This is a genomic window from Paraburkholderia fungorum (assembly GCF_900099835.1).
Lineage (GTDB): Bacteria > Pseudomonadota > Gammaproteobacteria > Burkholderiales > Burkholderiaceae > Paraburkholderia > Paraburkholderia fungorum_A.
On sequence record NZ_FNKP01000001.1, the window covers coordinates 2,475,538 to 2,498,415 of the forward strand.

The 22,878-nt window shown below is 61.8% G+C and carries 19 protein-coding genes; 2 read left to right on the plus strand and 17 right to left on the minus strand.

Features of this window, described 5'->3' with window-relative positions; genetic code table 11:
- Positions 1-64: 64 nt before the first annotated feature.
- The 3 genes from BLS41_RS10855 to BLS41_RS10865 all read right to left on the minus strand — a co-directional run bounded on the left by BLS41_RS10855 (position 65) and on the right by BLS41_RS10865 (position 3,600).
- On the minus strand, positions 65-2,326 hold the full coding sequence (locus tag BLS41_RS10855; RefSeq protein ID WP_074766458.1) for a DNA repair helicase YoaA: 2,262 nt from the start codon (positions 2,324-2,326) through the stop codon (positions 65-67).
- 64 nt (positions 2,327-2,390) lie between these two features.
- Positions 2,391-2,609 (minus strand): DUF465 domain-containing protein, encoded by a 219-nt coding sequence (locus tag BLS41_RS10860; protein ID WP_074764318.1) that lies wholly within the window; start codon positions 2,607-2,609, stop codon positions 2,391-2,393.
- A gap of 127 nt (positions 2,610-2,736) precedes the next feature.
- Positions 2,737-3,600 carry a hypothetical protein gene (locus BLS41_RS10865; protein WP_074764320.1) on the minus strand — a complete coding sequence of 288 codons (864 nt, stop codon included), beginning with the start codon at positions 3,598-3,600 and terminating at the stop codon, positions 2,737-2,739.
- A 437-nt stretch (positions 3,601-4,037) separates the two neighbouring features.
- On the opposite strand from BLS41_RS10865, the gene BLS41_RS10875 reads away from it, so the two are divergent.
- Entirely contained in the window at positions 4,038-6,392 is a 2,355-nt protein-coding gene (locus BLS41_RS10875; protein WP_074764324.1) for a Tex family protein, read from the plus strand.
- Positions 6,393-6,521: 129 nt separating this feature from the next.
- On the opposite strand, the gene BLS41_RS10880 is transcribed toward BLS41_RS10875, so the two are convergent.
- The 10 genes from BLS41_RS10880 to der all read right to left on the minus strand — a co-directional run bounded on the left by BLS41_RS10880 (position 6,522) and on the right by der (position 17,770).
- Positions 6,522-8,408 (minus strand): potassium transporter Kup, encoded by a 1,887-nt coding sequence (locus BLS41_RS10880; protein ID WP_074764326.1) that lies wholly within the window; start codon positions 8,406-8,408, stop codon positions 6,522-6,524.
- 298 nt (positions 8,409-8,706) lie between these two features.
- The gene (locus BLS41_RS10890; RefSeq protein ID WP_074764330.1) at positions 8,707-9,297 is read right to left on the minus strand and encodes a phosphoribosyltransferase; all 591 of its coding nucleotides are present in this window, start codon (positions 9,295-9,297) and stop codon (positions 8,707-8,709) included.
- 3 nt (positions 9,298-9,300) lie between these two features.
- Positions 9,301-10,647, minus strand: coding sequence for an adenylosuccinate synthase (locus BLS41_RS10895; protein WP_074764332.1), 1,347 nt, complete (start codon positions 10,645-10,647; stop codon positions 9,301-9,303).
- 224 nt (positions 10,648-10,871) lie between these two features.
- Positions 10,872-12,023, minus strand: coding sequence for an ATP phosphoribosyltransferase regulatory subunit (locus BLS41_RS10900; protein WP_074764334.1), 1,152 nt, complete (start codon positions 12,021-12,023; stop codon positions 10,872-10,874).
- Positions 12,024-12,213: 190 nt separating this feature from the next.
- Positions 12,214-12,405, minus strand: a complete 192-nt coding sequence (locus BLS41_RS10905; protein WP_074764336.1) for a DUF2065 domain-containing protein — start codon at positions 12,403-12,405, stop codon at positions 12,214-12,216.
- Between the two features lie 43 nt (positions 12,406-12,448).
- Complete coding sequence (hflC, locus tag BLS41_RS10910) at positions 12,449-13,351, minus strand: protease modulator HflC (RefSeq protein WP_074764338.1); 903 nt, start codon at positions 13,349-13,351, stop codon at positions 12,449-12,451.
- Between the two features lie 12 nt (positions 13,352-13,363).
- Complete coding sequence (hflK, locus tag BLS41_RS10915) at positions 13,364-14,758, minus strand: FtsH protease activity modulator HflK (RefSeq protein WP_074764340.1); 1,395 nt, start codon at positions 14,756-14,758, stop codon at positions 13,364-13,366.
- Between the two features lie 49 nt (positions 14,759-14,807).
- Positions 14,808-16,022 carry a GTPase HflX gene (hflX, locus tag BLS41_RS10920; protein ID WP_074764342.1) on the minus strand — a complete coding sequence of 405 codons (1,215 nt, stop codon included), beginning with the start codon at positions 16,020-16,022 and terminating at the stop codon, positions 14,808-14,810.
- A 30-nt stretch (positions 16,023-16,052) separates the two neighbouring features.
- Entirely contained in the window at positions 16,053-16,289 is a 237-nt protein-coding gene (gene hfq, locus BLS41_RS10925) for an RNA chaperone Hfq (RefSeq protein WP_006051315.1), read from the minus strand.
- A 143-nt stretch (positions 16,290-16,432) separates the two neighbouring features.
- Complete coding sequence (gene der / locus BLS41_RS10930) at positions 16,433-17,770, minus strand: ribosome biogenesis GTPase Der (protein ID WP_074764344.1); 1,338 nt, start codon at positions 17,768-17,770, stop codon at positions 16,433-16,435.
- Positions 17,771-17,850: 80 nt separating this feature from the next.
- On the opposite strand from der, the gene BLS41_RS38325 reads away from it, so the two are divergent.
- Positions 17,851-18,207 carry a hypothetical protein gene (locus BLS41_RS38325; RefSeq protein ID WP_143026242.1) on the plus strand — a complete coding sequence of 119 codons (357 nt, stop codon included), beginning with the start codon at positions 17,851-17,853 and terminating at the stop codon, positions 18,205-18,207.
- Between the two features lie 19 nt (positions 18,208-18,226).
- Here BLS41_RS38325 and bamB read toward each other — a convergent pair whose 3' ends face one another.
- The 4 genes from bamB to ispG form a co-directional block, all read right to left on the minus strand.
- Positions 18,227-19,372: an outer membrane protein assembly factor BamB gene (gene bamB, locus BLS41_RS10935; protein WP_074766460.1), complete on the minus strand. Its 1,146-nt coding sequence runs from the start codon at positions 19,370-19,372 to the stop codon at positions 18,227-18,229.
- Positions 19,373-19,470: 98 nt separating this feature from the next.
- Complete coding sequence (locus BLS41_RS10940) at positions 19,471-20,100, minus strand: YfgM family protein (RefSeq protein WP_074764346.1); 630 nt, start codon at positions 20,098-20,100, stop codon at positions 19,471-19,473.
- Between the two features lie 66 nt (positions 20,101-20,166).
- Complete coding sequence (gene hisS, locus BLS41_RS10945; protein ID WP_074764349.1) at positions 20,167-21,507, minus strand: histidine--tRNA ligase; 1,341 nt, start codon at positions 21,505-21,507, stop codon at positions 20,167-20,169.
- 21 nt (positions 21,508-21,528) lie between these two features.
- On the minus strand, positions 21,529-22,845 hold the full coding sequence (gene ispG, locus BLS41_RS10950) for a flavodoxin-dependent (E)-4-hydroxy-3-methylbut-2-enyl-diphosphate synthase (RefSeq protein ID WP_074764351.1): 1,317 nt from the start codon (positions 22,843-22,845) through the stop codon (positions 21,529-21,531).
- Between the last annotated feature and the right edge of the window lie 33 nt (positions 22,846-22,878).

The following is a 22,878-nucleotide window of genomic DNA, read 5'->3' on the forward strand; positions in this document are numbered from 1 at the left end:
GACGCCATTTTATTAGCGTCGCTTTTTACAGCATTATTCGCGACGCATTCAATCAACCGGCATATCACGCCGGTGTCGCGTTCTCTTCGAAAAATTCACGCACCACTTCTATTTCACGTGTGCGCTTGAACGGCGGCAGGCTTTGCCAGATACGACGTCCATACGGTTTGTCGACGAGACGGGTATCGCAGATCATCAGCACGCCACGATCGGTCTCAGCACGAATCAGACGGCCTGCGCCCTGCTTCAGTGTGATTACGGCCTGAGGCAACTGGTGGACCGCAAACGGACTCAAGCCCTTCTTCGTGAGCGCATCCAGCCGCGCCGACAGAACCGGGTCGTCGGGCGGCGCAAATGGCAGCTTGTCGATCACCACCAGCGACAGCGCATCGCCGCGTACGTCCACCCCTTCCCAGAAGCTCTGACTACCCACCAGGATCGCGTTGCCATACGAGCGGAAACGGTCGAGCAATTCGGTGCGGCTCGCATCGCCCTGCACGAGCAGCGGATAGTCCCAGCCACGCGCGTCGATCACGTCGCGCAATTTGGACGAGATGCGGTCCACTGCGCGCAGCGTCGTGCACAACATGAACACGCCGCCACCGGACGCTTCGATCGCGGGCAAAGCGGCGTCGAAGACAGCGTCGGTGAACATCGGCGACGATGGTTGCGGCAAATTGCGCGGCACATACAGCAGACCTTGCGTCGGATAGTCGAACGGGCTGGGCAAGGTCATCGAGCGCTTCGCGTTCAGGCCCATTTGCGCGGCGTAGTGTGTGAAGTCGCCACGCACCGACAACGTCGCCGACGTGAAAATCCACGCGCGTGGCACACCGGCGCGCTGCTTCGCGAAAATCGGCGCGACCGAAAGCGGCGTTTCGTGCAACTGCACCGTATGCGAGAAGACTTCGATCCAGCGCACCTTTTCATTCGGATCGGCGCGCTCGGCCTTGCCATCGGCGGAAGCGGTTTGAGCGATGTCGGCGGCGTTGCGCTCGGTTTCGGTAGGCGGCGTGGTCCAGCCACCGAGCACGCCCTGCAATTCGCGCGCGCGCCGCAAACATGCGCCGATCGACTCGGCACGCTCCGCCTGGCCAGCCAATGCCGTGGCCAACGCGTCGAGTTCAGTTTCGAGCGTTTCCAGAGCGGGGAACAGCGGATGGTCATCCGGCAACTGGCCGATCGACAGGCGCACCGAATCTTCCTTGAATGCGAGCCGCACGTCGCGCGCCGCACGTTCCAGCGTTGCGCCGAGCTTGACCCAATCGACGGTCTCACGCGCGTGGCTCAGACCTTCGGCGACCGAATCGCGTGCCAGTTCGAGAAACTGCGTGGTAGACAGCGTTTCGCCGAAAAACAGCGTGGCGGTTTCAGGCAGTTGATGCGCTTCGTCGAAGATCACCGTATTCGCCGTGGGCAGCAGTTCGGCCATGCCCGTGTCGCGCAGCATGATGTCGGCGAAGAAGAGGTGGTGATTGACCACCACGATATCGGCCTGCTGCGCTTCGCGACGCGCCTGCATGACGAAGCATTCCTTGTACTGCGGGCACTCCTGGCCAAGACAGTTTTCGCGCGTGGACGTCACCATAGACCACACCGCCGCTGTCTCCGGCACGCTCGCGAGTTCGGCCTTATCGCCGGTGCGCGTGATCTTCGCGAAACGAATGATGTCCTGCAGATACGACGTTTCCTGACGGGACGGCAAGCGGCCGTTATCTGCGGTGCGTTGCAAGTAGTAGTGGCACAGGTAATTGGCGCGGCCCTTGAGCATCGCTACCGACACCGGTACGGCGAGCGCATCGCGAACGGTCGGAATATCGCGCTGAAAAAGCTGATCCTGCAGGTGCTTCGTGCCGGTGGAGACGATCACCTTTCCGCCCCACAACATGGCCGGCACGAGGTACGCATAGGTCTTGCCGGTGCCCGTACCCGCTTCGACGATCAGCGTGTTTTCGCTACCGTCGAGTCCGCCCGATTCGGCGCTTTCTGCGGCGTCCGCAGCGGCATCGCCACCGGGTGACTGCAGGCGCCGCGCCGGACGCTTCTGCGCTTCAAACATCGCGGGCTCGGGCATCGCGCGGCCGGACGCTTCCATCGCGGCTGCGACGGCGCGCGACATCTCGATCTGCGACGCCCGCGAACGATAGCCGTCGATCTGACGGGCCAGCAGGCCGTTGTCGGCGAAGATTTCGTCCAGTTCGGCAACGCGCCGGGGATTCAGCGACGCGCTCAACGCAGACGCGGCAGGCCGCGTCGCCGGCACGCCGGTCGCGGAGGTGTCGTCGCCCGAGGGAGCGCGGGAAGAGGTTTCAAGCGGTGAATTCAAGGCAAGCGTTTCCTGCAAAGTCCGGCTCGCGCGATGCGCGCCCGGCGCCCGCCAGGCCGCGAACTCAGGCGCGTGCGTCCGGTTCGAGCTGCAATTGCAGCAAGATGATGGTGTCCTTGACCTTGAGTTTGCGCTTTTTCAGGCGCTGCAACTCGAAGTCGTCGATGCCGGGTTCGTCCGACATTTTATCGATCAACCGGTCGAGCCCGCTGTGCTCCGATTCCAGTTGCAGAATGCGGTCGCGCAGAGTGTCCGCGGTGATGACGTGGTGTTGATCGCGCATGCTCGCCTCCTCTCGTCTACGGCGCGGGCTGCGTGCGCAGTTCGTGCCGGAGGTTGCTGTACGGCTTAAAACGCGTTACGGCGACTACGGCCCTGGCCAGAACCCGCCAGGGCCCACTACAGCACACTTACTGTTGCTGCTGTTGCTGTTTTTGCTGCTCTTCGAGTTGCTGCTGCTTCAGCGCGTCCTGCCGCTTCTGCTCGGCTTTTTCGGCCGCCTGCTTCTGACGCGCTTCCACGTCGGCCTTGTGCTGCTCGGCAGTGGCCTGCTTCCGCTCGAAGGTTTCCTGCTTTTCGACGCGTTCCTGAGCCTTTTGTGCGCCCTGCTGACGCGCTTCGTCGAGCTTGCGCTGGAAGTCGCCCTGTTTCTGGTCATACGCCTGCTGGTTGGCCGCTGCCTGCGACGGGATGACGCCGCGCTGCGCCTGATCCAGCGTGTGCTGGCGCTGTTTGTCCTGGTAGGCTTGCGCGTTGGCGGCTCGTTGCGGCGCCTCGGCGGCACGCTGCGTCTGATCGAGTTGATGCTGACGCTGCTTGTCCTGATAAGCCTGCTCGTTACGCGCGTCTTCAGCGGCGCGTTGCGGCGCGTTCGCGTCGTCCTGCGCGCGACGGAGCGCTGTCCGCTCGTCGCGATCGCGGGCGCGCTGCACGCGCTGTTCGCCGTCGAGCGCGAGCTGTTCCTTGCGGATGTCCGCCTGCACCGCGCGCATCTTGTCGCGGGCCCGGTTCAGGCAGTAATTGACGAAGAAGCGGCTGTAGCAGTTGTGCTGGGCAACGGCGTAGTTGTAGTTGTTCTCGTCGCTGCGCTGGTTGAGCACGCGTTGCCGATCGTCGAACGACTGGTCCCGCGTGGCTGCATCGCTGGCGCTGGTGGCGTTGGCCGTATTTGCGCCAACTGTTTCGTCGAGTTTCTCCGCCGATGCCGCGACCGGCGCGGACGCCACCGGCGTTTGCGCCGCGGCCGTTCCGGAAAACGCCAGCGCCGCAGCCATCACACATGACGCACACGATGCGGCGATGATCCGGCTGGCAATTCGACCGCAGGCCGACGCGAGGTCAGACGACACTCCGGCTGACGGGCTGAAAGGCGAAACAGACGACGAAATATGCGACCAGCGAAGTGACCGACGCGATGACAGGCGAGAGACCAAGCGGGAGCCCAGAGGGTTGAGGGACAAGGAGGTTGGCAACGTCGTAGAGGGTCAACGGAAGATGCCCGAAATTCTATCACCCTGCGGTTGAGCCCTTTGGCATTTATGGCAAAATGCCCCGCTCTAGCCACCTGGTCGCAGCGCGCACGCCCGGCGTGCCCTCGTGCCCCGACGTGCCCTAACGTGCTCCACGTATTTCACGCGCTTCGCGTGCACATTTACCTCACGAGCCGTTAGCGCGCGGCCCCTGACCGAGTCCGCAGGAACACCAAGACCTTATGACGGAAACCGTAGCACTCAAGATCGTACAGCGCATCGCCGCCGAACTGTCCGTCCAGCCGCGCCAGGTCGCGGCCGCGGTGCAACTACTCGACGAAGGAGCGACTGTTCCGTTCATCGCCCGCTACCGTAAGGAAGTGACCGACAATCTCGACGACACGCAACTGCGTAATCTCGAGGAACGCCTGCTGTATCTGCGCGAGCTGGAAGACCGGCGCGCGACGATCATTGCGAGCATCGACGAACAGGGCAAGCTCACCGACGAGCTGCGCACCGCGATCGAAGGCGCAGACAGCAAGCAGGTGCTGGAAGACCTGTATCTCCCGTACAAGCCGAAGCGCCGCACGCGCGCGCAGATCGCCCGTGAGGCCGGTTTGCAGCCGCTCGCCGACGCGCTGCTCGGCAACCCGCTGCTCGACCCGCAAACCGAAGCCGCCGCCTATGTGGACGCCGAAAAGGGCGTCGCCGACGTGAAGGCCGCGCTCGACGGCGCGCGTGACATCCTCTCGGAACAGTTCGGCGAAACAGCCGATCTGCTCGGCAAGCTGCGCGACTACCTGTTCAACCAGGGCGTGGTGTCGTCGAAAGTGGTCGAGGGCAAGGAAAACGCGGAAGAAGAGAAATTCCGCGATTACTACGACTACGCGGAAACCATCCGCACCGTGCCGTCGCATCGCGCGCTGGCGCTGTTCCGCGGCCGCAACGCGGGCGTGCTGATGGTCAAGCTCGGCCTCGGCGAAGAACTCGACGCGCAGGTGCCGCATCCGGGCGAAGCGCTGATCGCGCGCCATTTCGGCATCGCCAATCAGAACCGTCCTGCCGATAAATGGCTCTCCGACGTGTGCCGCTGGTGCTGGCGCGTGAAGGTGCAACCGCACATCGAAAACGAACTGCTGACCAATCTGCGCGACGAAGCCGAACACGAAGCAATTCGCGTGTTCGCGCGCAATCTGAAGGATTTGCTGCTGGCGGCTCCCGCAGGCCCGAAGGCCGTGATCGGTCTCGATCCTGGCATGCGTACCGGCGTGAAGGTGGCTGTGGTCGACCGGACCGGCAAGGTGCTCGCCACCGACGTGATCTATCCGCACGAACCGCGCCGCGACTGGGACGGCTCGATCGCGAAACTCGCGCGTATTTGCGCGCAGACGCAGGCTGAGTTGATCAGTATCGGCAACGGCACGGCGTCGCGTGAAACGGACAAGCTCGCAAGCGAACTGATCGCGCGGCACCCGGAATTCAAGTTGCAGAAGATCGTCGTGTCCGAAGCAGGCGCGTCGGTGTACTCGGCGTCCGAACTCGCGGCGAAGGAATTCCCGGACATGGACGTGTCGTTGCGCGGCGCGGTATCGATTGCGCGTCGTCTGCAAGATCCGCTCGCCGAACTCGTGAAGATCGAGCCGAAGGCGATCGGCGTCGGTCAGTATCAGCACGACGTGAATCAGCGTGAACTGGCCCGCTCGCTCGACGCAGTGGTAGAAGACTGCGTGAACGCGGTCGGCGTGGACGCGAACACCGCGTCGGTCGCGTTGCTCGCTCGCGTGTCGGGTCTGAACGCAACGCTCGCGCGCAATATCGTCGACTATCGCGATGCAAACGGCCCGTTCCCGTCGCGCGAACATTTGCGCAAGGTGCCGCGTCTCGGCGACAAAACCTTCGAGCAGGCCGCCGGTTTCCTGCGTATCAACAATGGCGAGAACCCGCTCGACCGCTCGTCGGTTCACCCGGAAGCGTATCCGGTCGTCGAACGGATGCTTGCGAAGATCAGCAAGCATGTCGGCGAAGTGCTCGGCAATCGTGAGGCGCTGCGCGGTCTGTCGCCAACGGAATTCGTCGACGACCGTTTCGGCCTGCCGACCGTGCGCGACATTCTGCTCGAACTCGAAAAGCCGGGCCGCGATCCGCGCCCCGAATTCAAGACGGCGACATTCCGCGAAGGCGTCGAAAAGGTCAGCGATCTGACGCCGGGCATGGTGCTCGAAGGCGTCGTGACGAACGTGGCCGCGTTTGGCGCGTTCATCGACGTAGGCGTGCATCAGGATGGTCTGGTGCACGTGTCGGCCCTGTCGACGAAGTTCATCAAGGACCCGCACGAAGTGGTCAAGGCCGGCCAGATCGTCAAGGTGAAGGTGCTGGAAGTCGACGTGAAGCGCCAACGTATCGCGCTGACCATGCGCATGGACGACGAAGTCGGCGCGGCCGGTGTGCGTAGCGGTGGTGGCGCGCAGCAGGATCGCGGCGGCTCTGGCGGTGGACGTTCGGGCGGCGGTGGTAATCGTGGCGGTCAGCAGCGTTCGCGCGAGCCGGAAGCCGGTGGTGCAATGGCTGCCGCGTTTGCGAAGCTCAAGCAGAAATAAGCCGGGTTCGCGAGGGTCGGCGCGCGTTAGCTCGAACACCGCCCCTCGCTGCACGGCCTCAACGCCCAACAAAAAGCCCACGCAATGCGTGGGCTTTTTGTTGGCTAGCGCCCGACTACGGCGCCAGGATCAGATCTCGATCTTGGTCCCCAACTCCACCACCCGGTTAGCCGGGATGCTGAAGAAGTCGGTCGGCTTCGCGGCGTTCTGGTGCATCCATGCGAACACGCGTTCGCGCCATACGGACATGCCTGGCAGCTGTGTCGGCACCACCGTTTCGCGCGCGAGGAAAAACGACGTGTCCATCAACTCGAACGTCATGTCCTGCGTGCGTCCCACCTCCAGCAGAACCGCCTTCACGTCCGGCGTTTCGTTAAACCCGTACGCGGCTTTCACGAGATACAAACCACCGTCGATATCCTTCACCGTCACGCGCTCGGCGTCTTTCACGTAAGGAATGTCGCGGGTCACGAAGGTCAGGAAGATGGTGCGCTCGTGCAGCACCTTGTTGTGCTTGAGGTTGTGCAGCAGGCTCACCGGCACCAGCGAATCGCTGCCGGTCAGATAGATCGCCGTACCCGACACCCGGTGCGGCGGATGTGCGAGCAGGCCCTGCAGGAATGGCATCAGCGGAATACCGTCGGCGGCGGTACGTTCCTTGACGATCATCCGCCCCTTGAACCATGTCATCAGCAGGAAGAACAGCAGCGCGCCGATGCCGAGCGGCAGCCAGCCACCCTCCTCGACCTTCAGCAGATTGGCGCCGAAAAAGCCTAGATCGACCGTCATGAACACGCCGATGATCAACGCCACCAGCAGCTTGTTCCAGTTCCACACCTTCACCATCACGACGCACGCGAGGATCGTGGTAATGACCATCGTGGCCGTCACCGCGATACCGTAAGCGGCGGCGAGATTATCCGAACTCTTGAACGCGATCACGATGCACAAAATGATGAACAGCAGCATCCAGTTCACGACCGGCACGTAGATCTGGCCGATCGCCAGCTCGGACGTATGCAGGATCTTCATACGCGGCACATAGCCGAGCTGGATCGCCTGGCTCGTCAGCGAATATGCGCCCGAAATCACTGCTTGCGACGCGATCACCGTCGCCACCGTCGACAGCACGACCAGCGGCAGCAACGCCCAGTCGGGCGCGAGCAGGAAGAACGGATTTTCGATGGCCTTCGCGTCGTGCATCAGCAGCGCGCCCTGGCCAAAATAATTTAACACCAGCGACGGCATGACCAGGATGTACCACGCCATCCGGATCGGCTTCGCGCCGAAGTGGCCCATATCGGCATACAACGCCTCTGCGCCAGTCAGCACCAGCACGACCGAGCCGAGTACGACATAAGCCTGCAACACGTGCGCGGCCATGAAGGTGTACGCGTAGTACGGGTTCAGCGCGCGGATCACGGTAGGCGCCTGCACGATGTGCCACAGACCGAGCGCGGCGAGCACCACGAACCACAACACCATGATCGGACCGAACAGGCGGCCGACCATCGCCGTGCCATGCCGCTGGATCCAGAAGAGCAGGATCAGGATGACGATAGTCAGCGGCAGGACCAGATGCGACAGGTGTGGCGCGGCGATTTCCAGCCCTTCGACCGCCGAGATCACGGAGATGGCCGGCGTGATCACCGCGTCGCCATAAAACATGCAGGCGCCGAAGATGCCGAGCATCACCAGCAGGCCGGCGAATTTCGATTTTTCTTCGAGCGAGCGCAGCGCCAATGCCATCAGTGCGAGCACACCGCCCTCGCCGTTATTGTCCGCGCGCATCACGAACAGCACGTACTTGACGCCGACCACGATCACGATTGCCCAGAACAGCAGCGAGATCACGCCGAGAATCGATTGTTCAGTCAGCGGAATGCCATGTGACGGACTGAAAGCCTCTTTCAGCGAATACAACGGGCTCGTGCCGATATCGCCGAAGACCACTCCGATCGCGGCAATCGCGAGGGAAGGCAGTGGCTGTTTGTGCACGTGATTGTTATCTGTCATAGACGCGAGGAGATCTGTTCCCTGAGCGGAAAAAACGACCGCTATTCTAAACTGCCCGTCTGACGCCGCCAGGCCTGTTGTGGATAAGCCACGTGGATTGTCCGCGCAGTGTAGCACTGCGATTTGGGCGCGTCTGCCAGGTTGGCTGGATCGTCGGCATGGGTGTTGCACGGCTTGCAAAGCGCGTCGACGGCGCCGTCGAACACGGTGCGCGGGCAAAAAAAACGGAGCCCAAAGGGCTCCGTTTCACGGGCACTGCGATGATTACGACGCGATGTGTAAAGCGCCGAAGTCAGCATCACTCCCCCGACGACTCCTGCGCCTGCGCGATACCGCGCTTGATCCACGCACCGAGGTTATGTGGACGAACCGTGTCCCACTCCTCGAACGGCTGGTGAATCCACGGATTGGTCGGCAGGTATTGCACGTGGTAGTCGGGCTTCACCTTCGAGCAGCCCTTGTACCAGAGCACCGCCGAACGCACCGCCGTGATGGCCGGATAGCGGTCTTTCAGATGCTGCTGAACGCGCGCCAGCGTGACGCCCGAATCGACCAGGTCGTCGACCAGCAGCACGTTGCCGTGCAGCTCGCCGCGCGTCATCGTGATGTATTGCGCGATGTCGAGTTCGCCCTGCTCCGTGCCGGCTGCTTCGCGGTACGAACTCGTGGCGAGAATTGCCAGCGGCAGATCGTAAATACGCGAAAGCTGATCGCCGACGCGCAGGCCGCCTCGCGCGAGACACAGAATCTGGTCGAACTTCCAGCCCGAGTCGTGCACGCCCAACGCCAGCAGTTCGATCAGACGGTGATACTCGTCCCAACCGACCCACAGGTTTTTCTCATCATTACGCGGATCTTTCATCGCGATCATGGGTACACCTTGAACCATGGCTTAAACCTTGAACGGATGACGAAGAAGAATGGTTTCGTCACGATCCGGACCGGTCGACACCATGTCGATCGGAATGCCCGCAACTTCCTGCACGCGCGACAGATACGCACGCGCATTGGCCGGCAGCTTGTCCCATTCCTTGATGCCGACGGTGCTTTCCTTCCAGCCCGGGAAGGTTTCGTACACCGGCACGCAACGCGCGACTTCCGACGAACCGCGCGGCAGCAGATCGATGCTCTGACCGTCGACCGTGTAGCCGACGCACAGCTTCACTTCTTCGAGGCCGTCGAGCACGTCGAGCTTGGTCATGCAAAGACCCGACACGCCGTTGATCTGGATCGAGCGACGCAGAGCAGCCACGTCGAGCCAGCCGGTGCGGCGCGGACGGCCGGTGACCGAGCCGAATTCCTTGCCGACCGTAGCCAGTTCAAGGCCGATCGGCTCCTGACGAGCAGCGTTGTCCGCGTCGTACAGCTCGCTCGGGAACGGACCCGAACCAACGCGCGTGCAATACGCCTTCGTGATGCCGAGAATGTAGTTCAGCTTTTGCGGACCCACGCCCGCGCCTGCCGTTGCCGCACCCGCCACGCAGTTGCTCGACGTGACGTACGGATACGTGCCGTGGTCGATGTCGAGCAGCGTGCCTTGAGCGCCTTCGAACAGCAGGTTGCTGCCCGCAGCGTTCGCGTCGTACAGACGGCGCGACACGTCGGTAACCATCGGCTTCAGACGGTCGGCGTAGCTGAGCATCGTGTCGAGCGTTTGCTGGAAGTCGACAGCGGCGACGCCCAGGTATTGCGTGAGCACGAAGTTGTGGTAATCGAGGTTTTCGCGCAGACGTGCGGCGAAAGTTTCCGGCTCGAACAGATCCTGCACGCGCAGACCGCGGCGTGCGACCTTATCTTCGTAAGCCGGGCCGATACCGCGGCCGGTCGTACCGATCTTGCCCGCGCCACGGCGCGCTTCACGGCCCTGGTCGATCGCAATGTGGTACGGCAGGATCAGCGTGGTGGCTTCGGAAATGAACAGGCGGTTCTGGACATCGACGCCTGCGGCTTCGAGTTCGCCGATTTCCTTGAACAACGCTTCCGGCGACAACACGACGCCATTGCCGATATAGCATGCGACGCCCGGATGCATGATGCCCGACGGGATCAGACGCAAGATGGTTTTCTTGCCACCGATGATAAGCGTGTGGCCGGCATTGTGACCGCCCTGGAAGCGAACGACGCCTTGAGCGTGGTCCGTCAGCCAGTCGACGATCTTGCCCTTGCCCTCATCACCCCATTGGGTTCCCACGACGACGACGTTGCGTCCGGGGTTCACATTCACTGCGCTGGCAGACATGTTGTTTCGTAAGCTGGTTAAAAACGTATTCTACCTATGTTCGCGGAACCTTCCGAATTTTTCCGTTTCCGCTCAACGGTATGCACGTTATGGTGAGTATGAAAAGGATGGCGCGGCAGTTGGCCGCGCCGTGTCCTGCGAGACTTCGGCGATAGATTCGTGACACTCTCGTCGCCGTATGACAGGTGCGAGGGGAAGCCCCTTGCAGGTCGGCAGGAACGCGCTCAGGAGCGCGGTTCGACGACCCATGCACCGTTGCGCTCGACCAACACGCGGTCGAACGCGAATTCATCCAGGCTGTGTTCGTGACCCGGCAGCGCCTGGATCACTACTTCGCCGGCATCGCGCAATGCGGCCACGCTGACGCGCAACGCGTCGTCGTGTTGCCACGGCGCGAGAATCGCGCTGCTGCGCGCTTCGACCGGCGAGATACGCGCCACTTCACGCAGATCCAGCGAAAAGCCGGTTGCCGCGCGAGCCCGGCCATAGGCCTGGCCGACATGGTCGTAACGGCCGCCGCGCGCCACCGCATTCGGCACGCCGTCGACATAGGCCGAAAACATCACGCCGCTGTGGTAAGCATAGCCGCGCAGGTCGGCAAGGTCGATCATCACTTCGGCGCCGTCGACCTGGCTCGCGAGAAACGCGAGATCGTCGAGTGCGCGGGCGATGGCCGGCGTATTCGGCAAACGTGCGCGGGCTTCTTCGAGCACCGACGCGTCGCCATAAAGCGAAGGCAGCGCGCGCAACGCATCGCGGATGACCGGCGTGAGTCCTTCGGTGAGTTCCGCGAGACGCGGCACATCTTTGCCCGCCAGCGCGTCGTAGAGCGACTGACCATGGTCTGCGGCGGCCGGTTCGGATTCGATCAACGCAGCGAGCACACCCGCGTGACAGAGGTCGAGACGAACCTTGGAAAGACCCGCCAGACGCAGTGCGTCGAGCATCAGTTGCTGGATTTCCAGGTCGGCTTCGAGGCCAGCATGACCATAGATTTCCGCGCCGATCTGGATCTGCTCACGCGTGGCGTGCAAACCGCGCGGACGCGTGTGCGCAACATTGCCCGCATAGCAAAGACGCGTCACGCCCTGACGGTTCAGCAAATGCGCATCGATACGCGCGACCTGCGGCGTCATGTCGGCGCGCAGACCGAGCGTACGACCGGACATCTGGTCGACGAGCTTGAAGGTGCGCAGATTCAGATCGTGACCGCCACCGGTCAGCAGCGACTCGAGGTATTCGAGCAGCGGCGGCATCACCATCTCGTAGCCATACGAGCGGAAACGGTCCAGCAGACGGCGCCGCAATTCTTCGATCTTGCGGGCTTCCGACGGCAGCACGTCGGCGATATTTTCGGGGAGTAACCAGGTCGACATCGATACAGTCCTACGACGTTGAACACGGCGGCTGGGGCGCCGGTGAGTGAGTTTTAATGGCGGGCGGCGACTCGATTCTGGCGGCTATCGCAGACGCCCTGACGCCCGTGCACCTCATGCCGGCTCGCGTCGGCAGACATCAGCAGCACAGACACCACAGGCGAGGCATCTACGGCCCGAGCCGGACCCGTCAGGTCACGATAAACAGCAGAATCAGTCCGAGCGCCATCACGATCAACCCGCCAATGCGGATCTGATGCGCGGGACGTTCCGCAATTTTACGGAACGTGTCGCGCCAGGCCGCCGGAAAAACGAAGGGAAACATCCCTTCGATAATCAGCATCAATGCGATCGCGAGCAGTAACGAGCCGGCTATATCCATGCGATGAAAAGCCGCGATGCGAATGCCGCGGCGGTTCCGGTTATCAGTGTTTGCGCGGTGCCGCGGGAGCGTCCGGGGCAGCGCCGCCGGTCGGGCTACGCATGAAGCGGAAGAACTCGTTATTCGAGTCGACGACAACGATGTCGCCCGGCTTGAAGGTGTTCCGGTATGCCTGCATGCTTTGATAAAACTGATAGAACTGCGGGTCTTTGCCGAAAGCGTCTGCAGCAATGGCCGCAGCCTTCGCATCGCCGTCGCCACGAATGCCCTGCGCCTGACGATAGCCGTCGGCGAGAATCTCCTGCTGCTTCGCGATGGCATCGGCCTTGATCTGGTCAGCCTCGGCCGCGCCCTTGGCGCGTTCGTCGGCGGCAACCTGGTTGCGCTCGGCAATCATCCGCTTGAAGACCGAATCGGTCATCGCTGCGGGGAAATCGACGCGCGTCAATTGCATACCGACCACCGACACGCCCAGCGACGCCGCCGCCTTGTCCATCGAGTCGCGCGCTTCGTCCGCGACAGCCTGCTGTTTGGCAAGCGCGTCGGACAACGTGACCTTGCCAAACGCGTCGCTAAGCGCGGTGCGCGACAGCAGAGCCAGCCGGTCCGGCAGGCTCTGGACATCACCCTTTGTTTCAGCGAGCAATTTCAGCGGATCGGTGACGCGGAACCGGACGACCGGATTCACCAGTAACTCGGTTTTGTCCGACGTGACGTAATGATCTTCGTCTGGCGCGTCGAGCGACTGCACGCGGTTATCCACCAGCGTGACGGTTTGCAACGGCGGCGGCAGTTTGACGTGCAGCCCCGGCCCGAGCAACGTGGACGGCGAGTCGCCACGCGACGACAGCACGGCCATATGCCGCTGATCGACGACGAACACCGTCGACGACGCGGCGAACAGCACGATGACAATAGCCACGACGAGCGCAATGATCTTGTTCATGTTGTGCGCTCCTTATTGAACGTCGTCTTCACGCATGCGATTGCGGAAGGCGTCGCGTGAACGGAGCGAGTCGCTGCTTGCCGCGGCCTGGCTGGCCGGCGTGCTGACGGCGGCCGGTGCCGAAGCCACGACTCCCGGTACAGCGGCAGCCGCGTTGTCGGAAGCCGCCGGAGCCGCTGCACCGCTCGCCGCTTGCGGAGCTGCAGCTGCCGAAGCGCCCGACGGGCTCACGCCTGCTTCCGCGAGCCGCTGACGATTCTGTTCGATCAGCTTGTCGAGCGGCAGATACATCACGTTATTGCCGTTCTTGTTGTCCACAAACACCTTGGTCGCCGTCGAATAGATGTGCTGCATGGTTTCCATGTACATGCGCGTGCGGACCACAGCGGGCGCTTTCGAGTACTGCTCGTAGACCTGATTGAAGCGCTCAGCGTCGCCCTGCGCCTGAGCCACGGTCTTGTCGCTGTACGTTTTCGCGTCGGCGATCTGGCGTGCCACATCGGCTTGCGCATGCGGCAGCAAATCTGCGACGTAGGCCTGCGCGTCGTGCTTCGCGCGTTCGTTTTCCTGGCGTACTTTTGCGGCGTCGTCGAAGGCGGCCTGCACCTGGTCGGGCACCTGCACCCCTTGCATCGTCACCCCGGTCACAACGAGACCGGACTGGTTCGCGTCGAGGGTCTGCTGGATCGATTCCATCAGCTGCTGACGAATTGTTTCGCGATCCTGATCGAGAACATCGCTGGTGCTGCGCGTGCCGACGATGCTGCGCACCGCCGCCTGAGCGGCCTGCATCACGCTTTGATCGGGATCGACGCTGCGGAACAGATAATCGGTCGGCTTGCGCACCTGGTATTGCACCGCGAAACGCACGTCGACGATGTCCGCATTCTGCGTGAGCATCGACGCGTCTTTCACGTTCGCGAGACGCACGACGTTATTGCGGCCGATCTCCACCTGGCGGATCTGCCCGATATTGACGACTTCATGCGCTTCGAACGGATACGGCAGACGCCAGTGCACACCCTGCCCCGCGGTGTAACGATATTTGCCGAACTGCATCACGACCGCCGCCTGACCATCCTGCACGACGAACACGCCGCTGCCGAGATAGATAGCGATCAGCACGCCGATCACGATGCCCACGCCGATGCGCGCGCCGCGTCCGTTATCGGGTTTGCCGCCACCGACACCACCGCCCTTGCGTCCAAAAATCCGGCTCAGGCGACGATTGAAATCACGCCACATCTCGTCGAGATCGGGCGGCCCTTCACCGTCTTTGGGTGGGCGCTTGGGATCGTTCGGCCGTTGCCGGTCTCCATTGCCATCGCCCCGGCCCCAGCGCGGATCGTTCAGTGACAGCATGGCGCGCATGCGCAGCCAGATACTCCGCTCGTTGTAATCGTTCACCTGTGTTCGTTCACCAGAGTAGACAGCGGGTCAGTGCAATTGGGACGGGTCAGTGCCCGAGTTCTGGGACCTTGCGGTCGTCGTGCGGTGCTGCCGTTCCGTTTTCTTCCGACGGCTCGATCAGCACGTCGCCAAGAGGTTCGGCAGTAGCGATTTCAGCGATGGCAGCGCGCAATGTATCCAGCCCTTGCCCGGTGCGCGCGCTCAAAAAGACGCGCGAAATATTACCATACTCATCCCGCTCAACCGCGTCCCCACGGGCCGCCAACTCGGGCACCGCGTCGATCTTGTTGAATACCAGCACCTGCCGGATCGTGTCCGCGCCGATAGCGTGCAACACCTCGTTCACCTGATCGATCTGATCGAGGCGCACTGCGCTCGATGCGTCGACCACATGCAGCAGCAGATCGGCGTGAATGGTTTCTTCGAGCGTGGCACGGAATGCCGCGACCAGCTGGTGAGGCAACTCGCGGATGAACCCGACCGTATCGGACACCACCACCTGCCCCGCTTCGTCGCCGAGATACACGCGGCGCGACGTTGTGTCGAGCGTCGCGAACAGTTGGTCGGCAGCATACGCCTGAGCTTTAGTGAGTGCATTGAACAGCGTGGATTTGCCCGCGTTCGTATAGCCGACCAGCGACACCGACATCGTCTGATTCCGGCTGCGCGCGCGACGCTGCGTGCCATGCTGACGACGCAGCTTCTCAAGCCGCGTCTTGAGCGCCTTGATGCGCTCGCCGATCAGGCGGCGGTCGGTTTCGAGCTGCGTTTCACCAGGACCGCGCAAACCGATACCGCCCTTCTGACGCTCGAGGTGAGTCCACGCACGAATCAGCCGGGTCGACAGATACTGCAACTGCGCGAGCTCCACCTGCAGCTTGCCTTCGTGGCTGCGGGCGCGTTGCGCAAAAATATCGAGGATGAGACTGGTGCGATCAATCACACGGCGATTAAGCGCCTGCTCCAGATTGCGCTGCTGCGCAGGTGCCAGAGCGTGATTGAAAATGACGAGTTCGATGTCGTTCGCCTCACACGCAAGACGCAATTCTTCGGCCTTGCCGCTGCCGACGAACATCTTCGCGTCGGGGCTGGACCGGCGTCCGGTGAGGGTAACTAACGGATTGGCACCCGCGCTTTGCGCGAGCAGGCTGAGTTCTTCGAGACTGGCTTCGAAATCGATCTTACCGAAGTCGATGCCGACAAGCGCTGCATTGATCAAATTGGAGGGTATCAAGATAAGGCGGCCGGGAGTAATCGCCAACGGGCGACGCTACGCCGGCCGCGACAGGGGTTAGGACTGTTCAGAATCCGGGTGGAAATTCACCGGACGGGCTGGCACGACTGTCGAGATTGCGTGCTTGTAGACCATCTGGGTGACCGTATTCCGGAGCAACACGACGTACTGGTCGAACGATTCGATGTTCCCTTGAAGCTTGATGCCGTTGACCAGGTAGATCGACACCGGCACATGCTCTTTACGCAGTGCGTTCAAAAACGGGTCTTGTAACAATTGCCCTTTGTTGCTCATAGCAAACTCCGTATTTTTTTGCAGGTTGACTAAATTGACGACGAAGGAAAAAGAGATCCGCCATCAACCGCTACACTATAGCCGATTTTCGTTTTTGCGCGAGGGCATGGCCTAAGCGGCCAAACCCAGCACACACGCGGGTTTCAGCCTTTATCCGCGTAAGGGTTCGTCGATGATCTGAACTCTATGCGCAATGGAGTCCCAACCAGCTTGAAAGTTTCCCGGAAGCGGTTTTCGAGGTAGCGTTTATACGTTTCGGTGATTGCATCAAGTGCGTTGCCGTGAATCACGATGACCGGCGGATTCTGTCCACCCTGGTGGGCATAACGCAGTTTCGGGCGCACCGGACCACGTCGGCGCGGCTGCTGGAATTCAACAGCGTCGATCAATGCGCGCGTCAGCTTCGGCGTCGGCAGCTTGGCCATTGCCGCTGCGTACGCGTCGTCGACCGAGCGCATCAGCGGCCCAATCCCGCTCTTTTCCTGTGCGGAAATGAAATGGAATTTGGCAAAGTCCAGAAATTTTAGTTTGCGCTCGAGGTCGGCTTTGGTGCGGTCGCGCACATGCGAATCAAGACCGTCCCATTTGTTCACGCCAACGACCAGCGCGCGCCCTTGTTCCACGACGAAACCGGCAATGTGCGCGTCCTGTTCCGAAATGTCCTGGCGCGCGTCGAGCAGCAGGATCACGACGTTCGCGTCGGAGATCGACTGCAGCGTTTTCACCACCGAAAATTTCTCGATCGCTTCGAACACCTTGCCGCGACGGCGCAAACCAGCCGTGTCGATCAACGTGTACGGTTTGCCTTGACGCTCGAAGTCGACGTAGATCGAATCGCGCGTAGTGCCTGGCATGTCGAACGCGATCACGCGTTCTTCGCCGACCAGCGCATTAATCAGCGTCGACTTACCAACGTTCGGACGACCGACGATCGCGATCTTCACGCCACGCGCTTCTTTCTCGTCGTCGCTCTCTTCCGGCTGACCGGCGTAGGCAACACCGAGCGCCTCGTTGATCATTTCCGTGACGCCGTCGCCGTGCGCTGCCGAAATCGCGCGCGGGTCGCCGAGACCAAGTTCGTAGAAGTCGGCGGCGACATTCGAGTACTTCATGCCCTCCGCCTTGTTGACGACCAGGAAAATCGGCCGGCCGACCTTGCGCAGATAATCGGCGATGGTCTTATCTTGCGGCGCGAGCCCATTGCGACCGTCGACGATGAACACGACGATGTCGGATTCCTCGACCGCCTGGCGGGTTTGACGCGCCATCTCGTGCAGGATGCCTTCTTTGGCGACCGGCTCGAAACCACCGGTGTCGACGACCAGATACGGCCTGTCGCCAGCGCGTCCTTCGCCGTAGTGGCGATCGCGCGTGAGACCGGGCAAGTCGGCAACCAGCGCATCACGCGAACGTGTGAGACGGTTGAATAGCGTGGATTTCCCCACATTGGGGCGCCCAACAAGGGCAATAACGGGTTTCATCAGATGTTGTTCACGGTGAAACGCGGGATCGAAATCGACCGCCCGCGTAGCGACGCCATGCGGCCGCTACACGGCAGCGTTTGACGAAAATTATCACGAATTCGACCGGCCCCGGATGTGCTGTCGATATGCGCAACCGGGCGGACGGGGGTTTGGCTGTATGGGCGGCGCCTGAGGGCCGCCAGATTCAGTCTTTCTTGCTCGACGGCTTGCAGGCCAGTTCGATTGCAGATTCTCTGCGTGCCGCCGACGGTGGCGCCGCAAGCAGCCACCGGTGGCCACGTGGGCCGTTCCTGATCCGACTTGCCGGACCAGCCAGTCCGGCGGAATTTCTCTACTCTTTGCTCTGCGTGACTAAGGAAGCTCTACAAAAACTCGACTCAAAACTAAAACCAGCAAAAACGCGCGCGGCCGGCGAAGCCGGCCTGCGCGCCTGACAACGATCAACCTGCGCGATTAGCGCGGGCGGAAACCGTACAGACCACCGTCGCTCGTTTGCACGACGAGCGTGTCACCGGCCAGTACCGGAGCTGACGTGATCGCGCTGCCATCGGTCTTCATGCGTGCGACCAGCGCGCCATCTTCGGCCGACAGGAAGTGCACGAAGCCCTGGTAGTCACCGAGAACAGCCGCACGGCCCAACAGGAACGGCACGCCGAGTGCGCGGTTCTTCAGCTTGTCGTTTTTCCACAATTGCGAACCGGTGTTCACGTCGAATGCCGACACGACCGACCAGTCGTCAGCCGCCACGGCAACGCGGTCGTCCTGAGCCAGACCACTCGAACTCGAGAAAGCCTTTTCCCACAACGCACGACCCGAATTAGCATCGAAACAGCCAATCTGGCCCTGGAACGTCACCGCGCAAGTTTGCGAACCGACCAGCGTAGGCGGACCGGTCACGTCGTTGATGCGCTCCACTTCCGTCACGCCCTTCGGATACGACACCGGGGTCTGCCAGTAGCTGTCGCCCGTTTGCAGGTTGATCGCGGCAAACGCGCCGCCCGGGAAACCGGCCAGCACAGCGGCATCGCCCGCGAACGTCATGCCCGACGACACACGCAGATTGAGCGGCACCGCGCGGTTACGGTAGTTCCACTTCTGCTCGCCCGTTTGTGCATTGAACGCGACGATCTGGCCGTCGACGGTACGCACGACCACCAGGCCGTTGCCGACCAGCGGCGGCGAAATGATTTCGCCCGGCGCCTTTGCGGTCCAGAGCTGCTTGCCGTCCGCGCCGAGCACGTAGACATCGCCCTTCAGGCCGCCGACTGCGGTGAGCGTGCCGTCGCTGCCGACGCCTGCCGACAGGTCGTCGCGCAGCTTGACGCGCCAGATGTCTTTACCGGTTTGTGCGTCGATCTTCGCAACCGAGCCGTTTGCGCCCGCTGCGTACACCGCGTTGCCGACCGCAACCGGCGAGAACAGATAACGACCCGACTTGCCGATGCTCGCCGTCCACGATTGCTGCACGTCGAGCACGGGTTTGAACTCGGTGAGCGGCGTTGGCTCGCGGCGCTCGTCTTTCGTGGATGAGCAAGCCGCCATGGTAAGGACGGTCATCGCACAGATAACGGGCACAGCGTAACGTTTCAGCAGATTCATCGGTGGACGAAGCATTCAGGAATTAGTTAAAAGAGACCGGTTGATCGTTGCGCGAAACGTCGCACGCAGCACTGCATGCGACGCATTGCAAGTCACGATTAGCCGCCCAGCGCGTCGAGTTTGAACTGAATCAGCTGACGTGCCGAGCTATCGTTTTTCGACAGCGAATCGAGCGCGAACTTGTAAGCACCGCGTGCGTCGTCGCGCTTGCCCTGGGCGGCAAGCAGGTCGCCACGGGCATTCGCCACGATGCCCTTGAACGCGTCGGATTGCGGTTCGGCGAGCAATGCGAGACCCTGGTCGTAAGCCTTGTCGTCGAGCAGCAGCGAGGCCATGCGCAATTTGGCGATCTGCTTGAACTCGTCGTCCTTCGCGTGATCGATCGTCCATTGCAACTGGGCCTTCGCGCCTGCTTCGTCGCCCGCGCCGTACAGCGCCTTGGCGGCGCTCAGCGCGGTCATCTGCGCGTAGGCGGTGCGGCTGAACCTGTCTTCCATGTCGGTGGCGACGCGCGTGACTTTCGCTTTGTCACCCGACGCCACGGCCTGCTGCACCTGGTCATACAGCACAGCGGCTTCTGCCGCCTGACGCCGCTGCCAGAAATTCCAGCCGTTCCAGCCGGCTGCTGCAACCAATGCCACCAGCACGATCCATGTGGTCGCATTGCCCCACTGCGCCCACCATGCCTTCAGACCTTCAATCGATTCTTGTTCGTCGTGGTAACTCATTGCCCGGCGATTTCCTCTTTCTTGCTATATGTGCAGGTCGAGCCAACCGGCCCGACGACATCGCGATCAGTCGTCGCCGTCTTCGGCGGTTGCAACCATCGCATTGATTAGAAATTCGGTCAAGTCTTCAGCGGGCACGTTATGTTGCTCGCTTTTACCACCGTTAGAATTTGTATCGCGCAACGGCTTCACGCCCACCGTGCCGTTGGCGATTTCGTCTTCGCCGAGCACCACCGCAAATGCCGCACCGCTTGCGTCAGCGCGTTTCATCTGCGACTTGAAGCTGGCGGCCTGGCCGTCGGCGCTGCAATGCAGGATCACGTCGAGACCCGTATCGCGCAGACGTTCGGCGATGATGAAAGCCTGCTCGCGCGCCGCGTCGCCCTGATGGACCACGTACACGTCACAGCCTTCGGCTTCCGGCACGAGTTGCTCTTCCTTTAGCAATTCGAGAATACGTTCGACGCCCATTGCCCAGCCACAGGCTGCCGTTGCCTTACCGCCGAGCTGTTCGATCAGCGGATCGTAACGGCCGCCCGCAGCGACGGTGCCCTGTGCGCCGAGCTTGTCCGTCACCCATTCGAACACGGTCAGATTGTAATAATCGAGACCGCGCACAAGACGCGGATTGATCGTGAACGGAATGTTGTTCGACTTCAGGATGCGCTGCAAACCTTCGAAGTGCGCACGCGACACGTCGCCGAGAAAATCGATCAGCTTCGGTGCGTTCTGCGCGACTTCCTGCATGGCCGGATTCTTCGTATCCAGCACGCGCAGCGGGTTCGTGTAGAGACGGCGCTTCGCTTCTTCGTCGAGCACGTCCATGTGCTTTTCGAGGTACGCGATCAGTTCGACGCGATGCGCCGCACGCTCTTCCGCGAGACCCAGCGAATTGATTTCGAGCTTGATACCCATCAGGCCGAGGTCGTCCCACAGCCGCTGGCACATCATGATGATTTCAGCGTCGGCGTCCGGACCCGAAAAGCCCAGCGCTTCCACGCCAACCTGATGGAATTGACGATAACGCCCGCGTTGCGGACGCTCGTGACGGAACATCGGGCCGATGTACCACAGGCGCTTCGGGCCGTCGTACAGCATGTTGTGCTCGATCGCCGCGCGCACCACGGCCGCCGTGTTTTCCGGGCGCATGGTCAGGTTTTCACCGTTCAACGCGTCGGTGAAGCTGTACATCTCTTTTTCGACGATGTCGGTCACTTCGCCGATACCGCGCTTGAACAGCTGCGTATGCTCGACGATCGGCGTACGAATATTCTGGTATCCGTACGAACGCAGCATCGACTTGACGGTGGTTTCGAAAAATTCCCACAGCCCGGCTTCCTGCGGAAGGATGTCATTCATGCCCTTCACACCGGACAGCTTTTCGAGCTTTTTCTTCTGTTCAGTCATCTGTCTTTCGATAGCCGATGTTTAGTTGAGCGCGTCAGCGCGACCATAGGTGCGCTCGACATAGTCACTCACGATTTGCTGAAATTCTTGCGCAATGTTCTCGCCGCGCAGCGTCTTGACCTTCTCGCCGTCGATAAACACCGGCGCTGCCGGGTTCTCGCCCGAACCCGGCAAGCTGATGCCGATGTTCGCCTGCTTCGATTCGCCCGGACCGTTGACGATGCAGCCCATCACCGCGACGTGCATTTTCTCGACGCCAGGATACTGGTCGCGCCACACCGGCATTTGCGTGCGCAGATAGGTCTGGATTTGCGACGCGAGCTCCTGGAACAGCGTGCTGGTGGTACGGCCGCAACCCGGACACGCGATCACCATCGGCGTGAACGAACGCAGGCCCATGGTCTGCAGAATTTCCTGACCGACGATCACTTCGCCGGTACGCGACGCGCCCGGTTCCGGTGTCAGCGAAATACGGATCGTGTCGCCGATCCCCTGTTGCAACAGAACGGACAACGCCGCCGTCGACGCCACGATGCCCTTCGAACCCATGCCCGCTTCGGTCAAACCGAGGTGCAGCGCAAAGTCGCAACGGCGCGCGAGTTCGCGGTACACGGCGATCAGATCCTGCACGCCGCTCACCTTGCACGACAGAATGATCTTGTCGCGCCCGAGGCCGAGTTCGACAGCGCGTTCCGCCGAGCCGATAGCCGACTGGATCAGCGCTTCGTACATCACGCTTTGCGCTTCCCAAGGCGTGGAACGCGCCGCGTTCTCGTCCATCATCTTCGCGAGCAGGTCCTGATCGAGACTGCCCCAGTTGACGCCGATACGCACCGGCTTGTCGTACTTCGCCGCCGCTTCGATCATCTGCGCGAACTGCGTGTCGCGCTTTGCACCGTGGCCGACGTTGCCCGGATTGATCCGGTACTTCGACAGCGATTCCGCGCAGGCCGGGTAGTCGCGCAACAGCAAATGGCCGTTGTAATGAAAATCGCCGACCAGCGGCACCGACACGCCCATGCGGTCGAGTTGCTCGCGCACAGCCGGCACGGCCGCAGCCGCTTCCGGCGTGTTCACCGTGATACGCACCAGCTCCGAACCGGCTTGCGCCAGCTCCTTGATCTGGATCGCGGTGCCGATCGCGTCCGCAGTGTCGGTGTTGGTCATCGACTGGATGCGTACTGGCGAGTCGCCGCCAATGGTGACGAGCTGGCCGCCCCATCGGACGTCGACCGCGTGCGACTTGCGTCGCGCAGCCTGGCCGCCGAACACCGGCTCGTTAGAAACGATCTTGCTACTGGATTGGGATTGAGCTTCGGATTGCATCGAAAAACCCATTTACGCCGCATGCGCCACACAAAAGACGTCGCG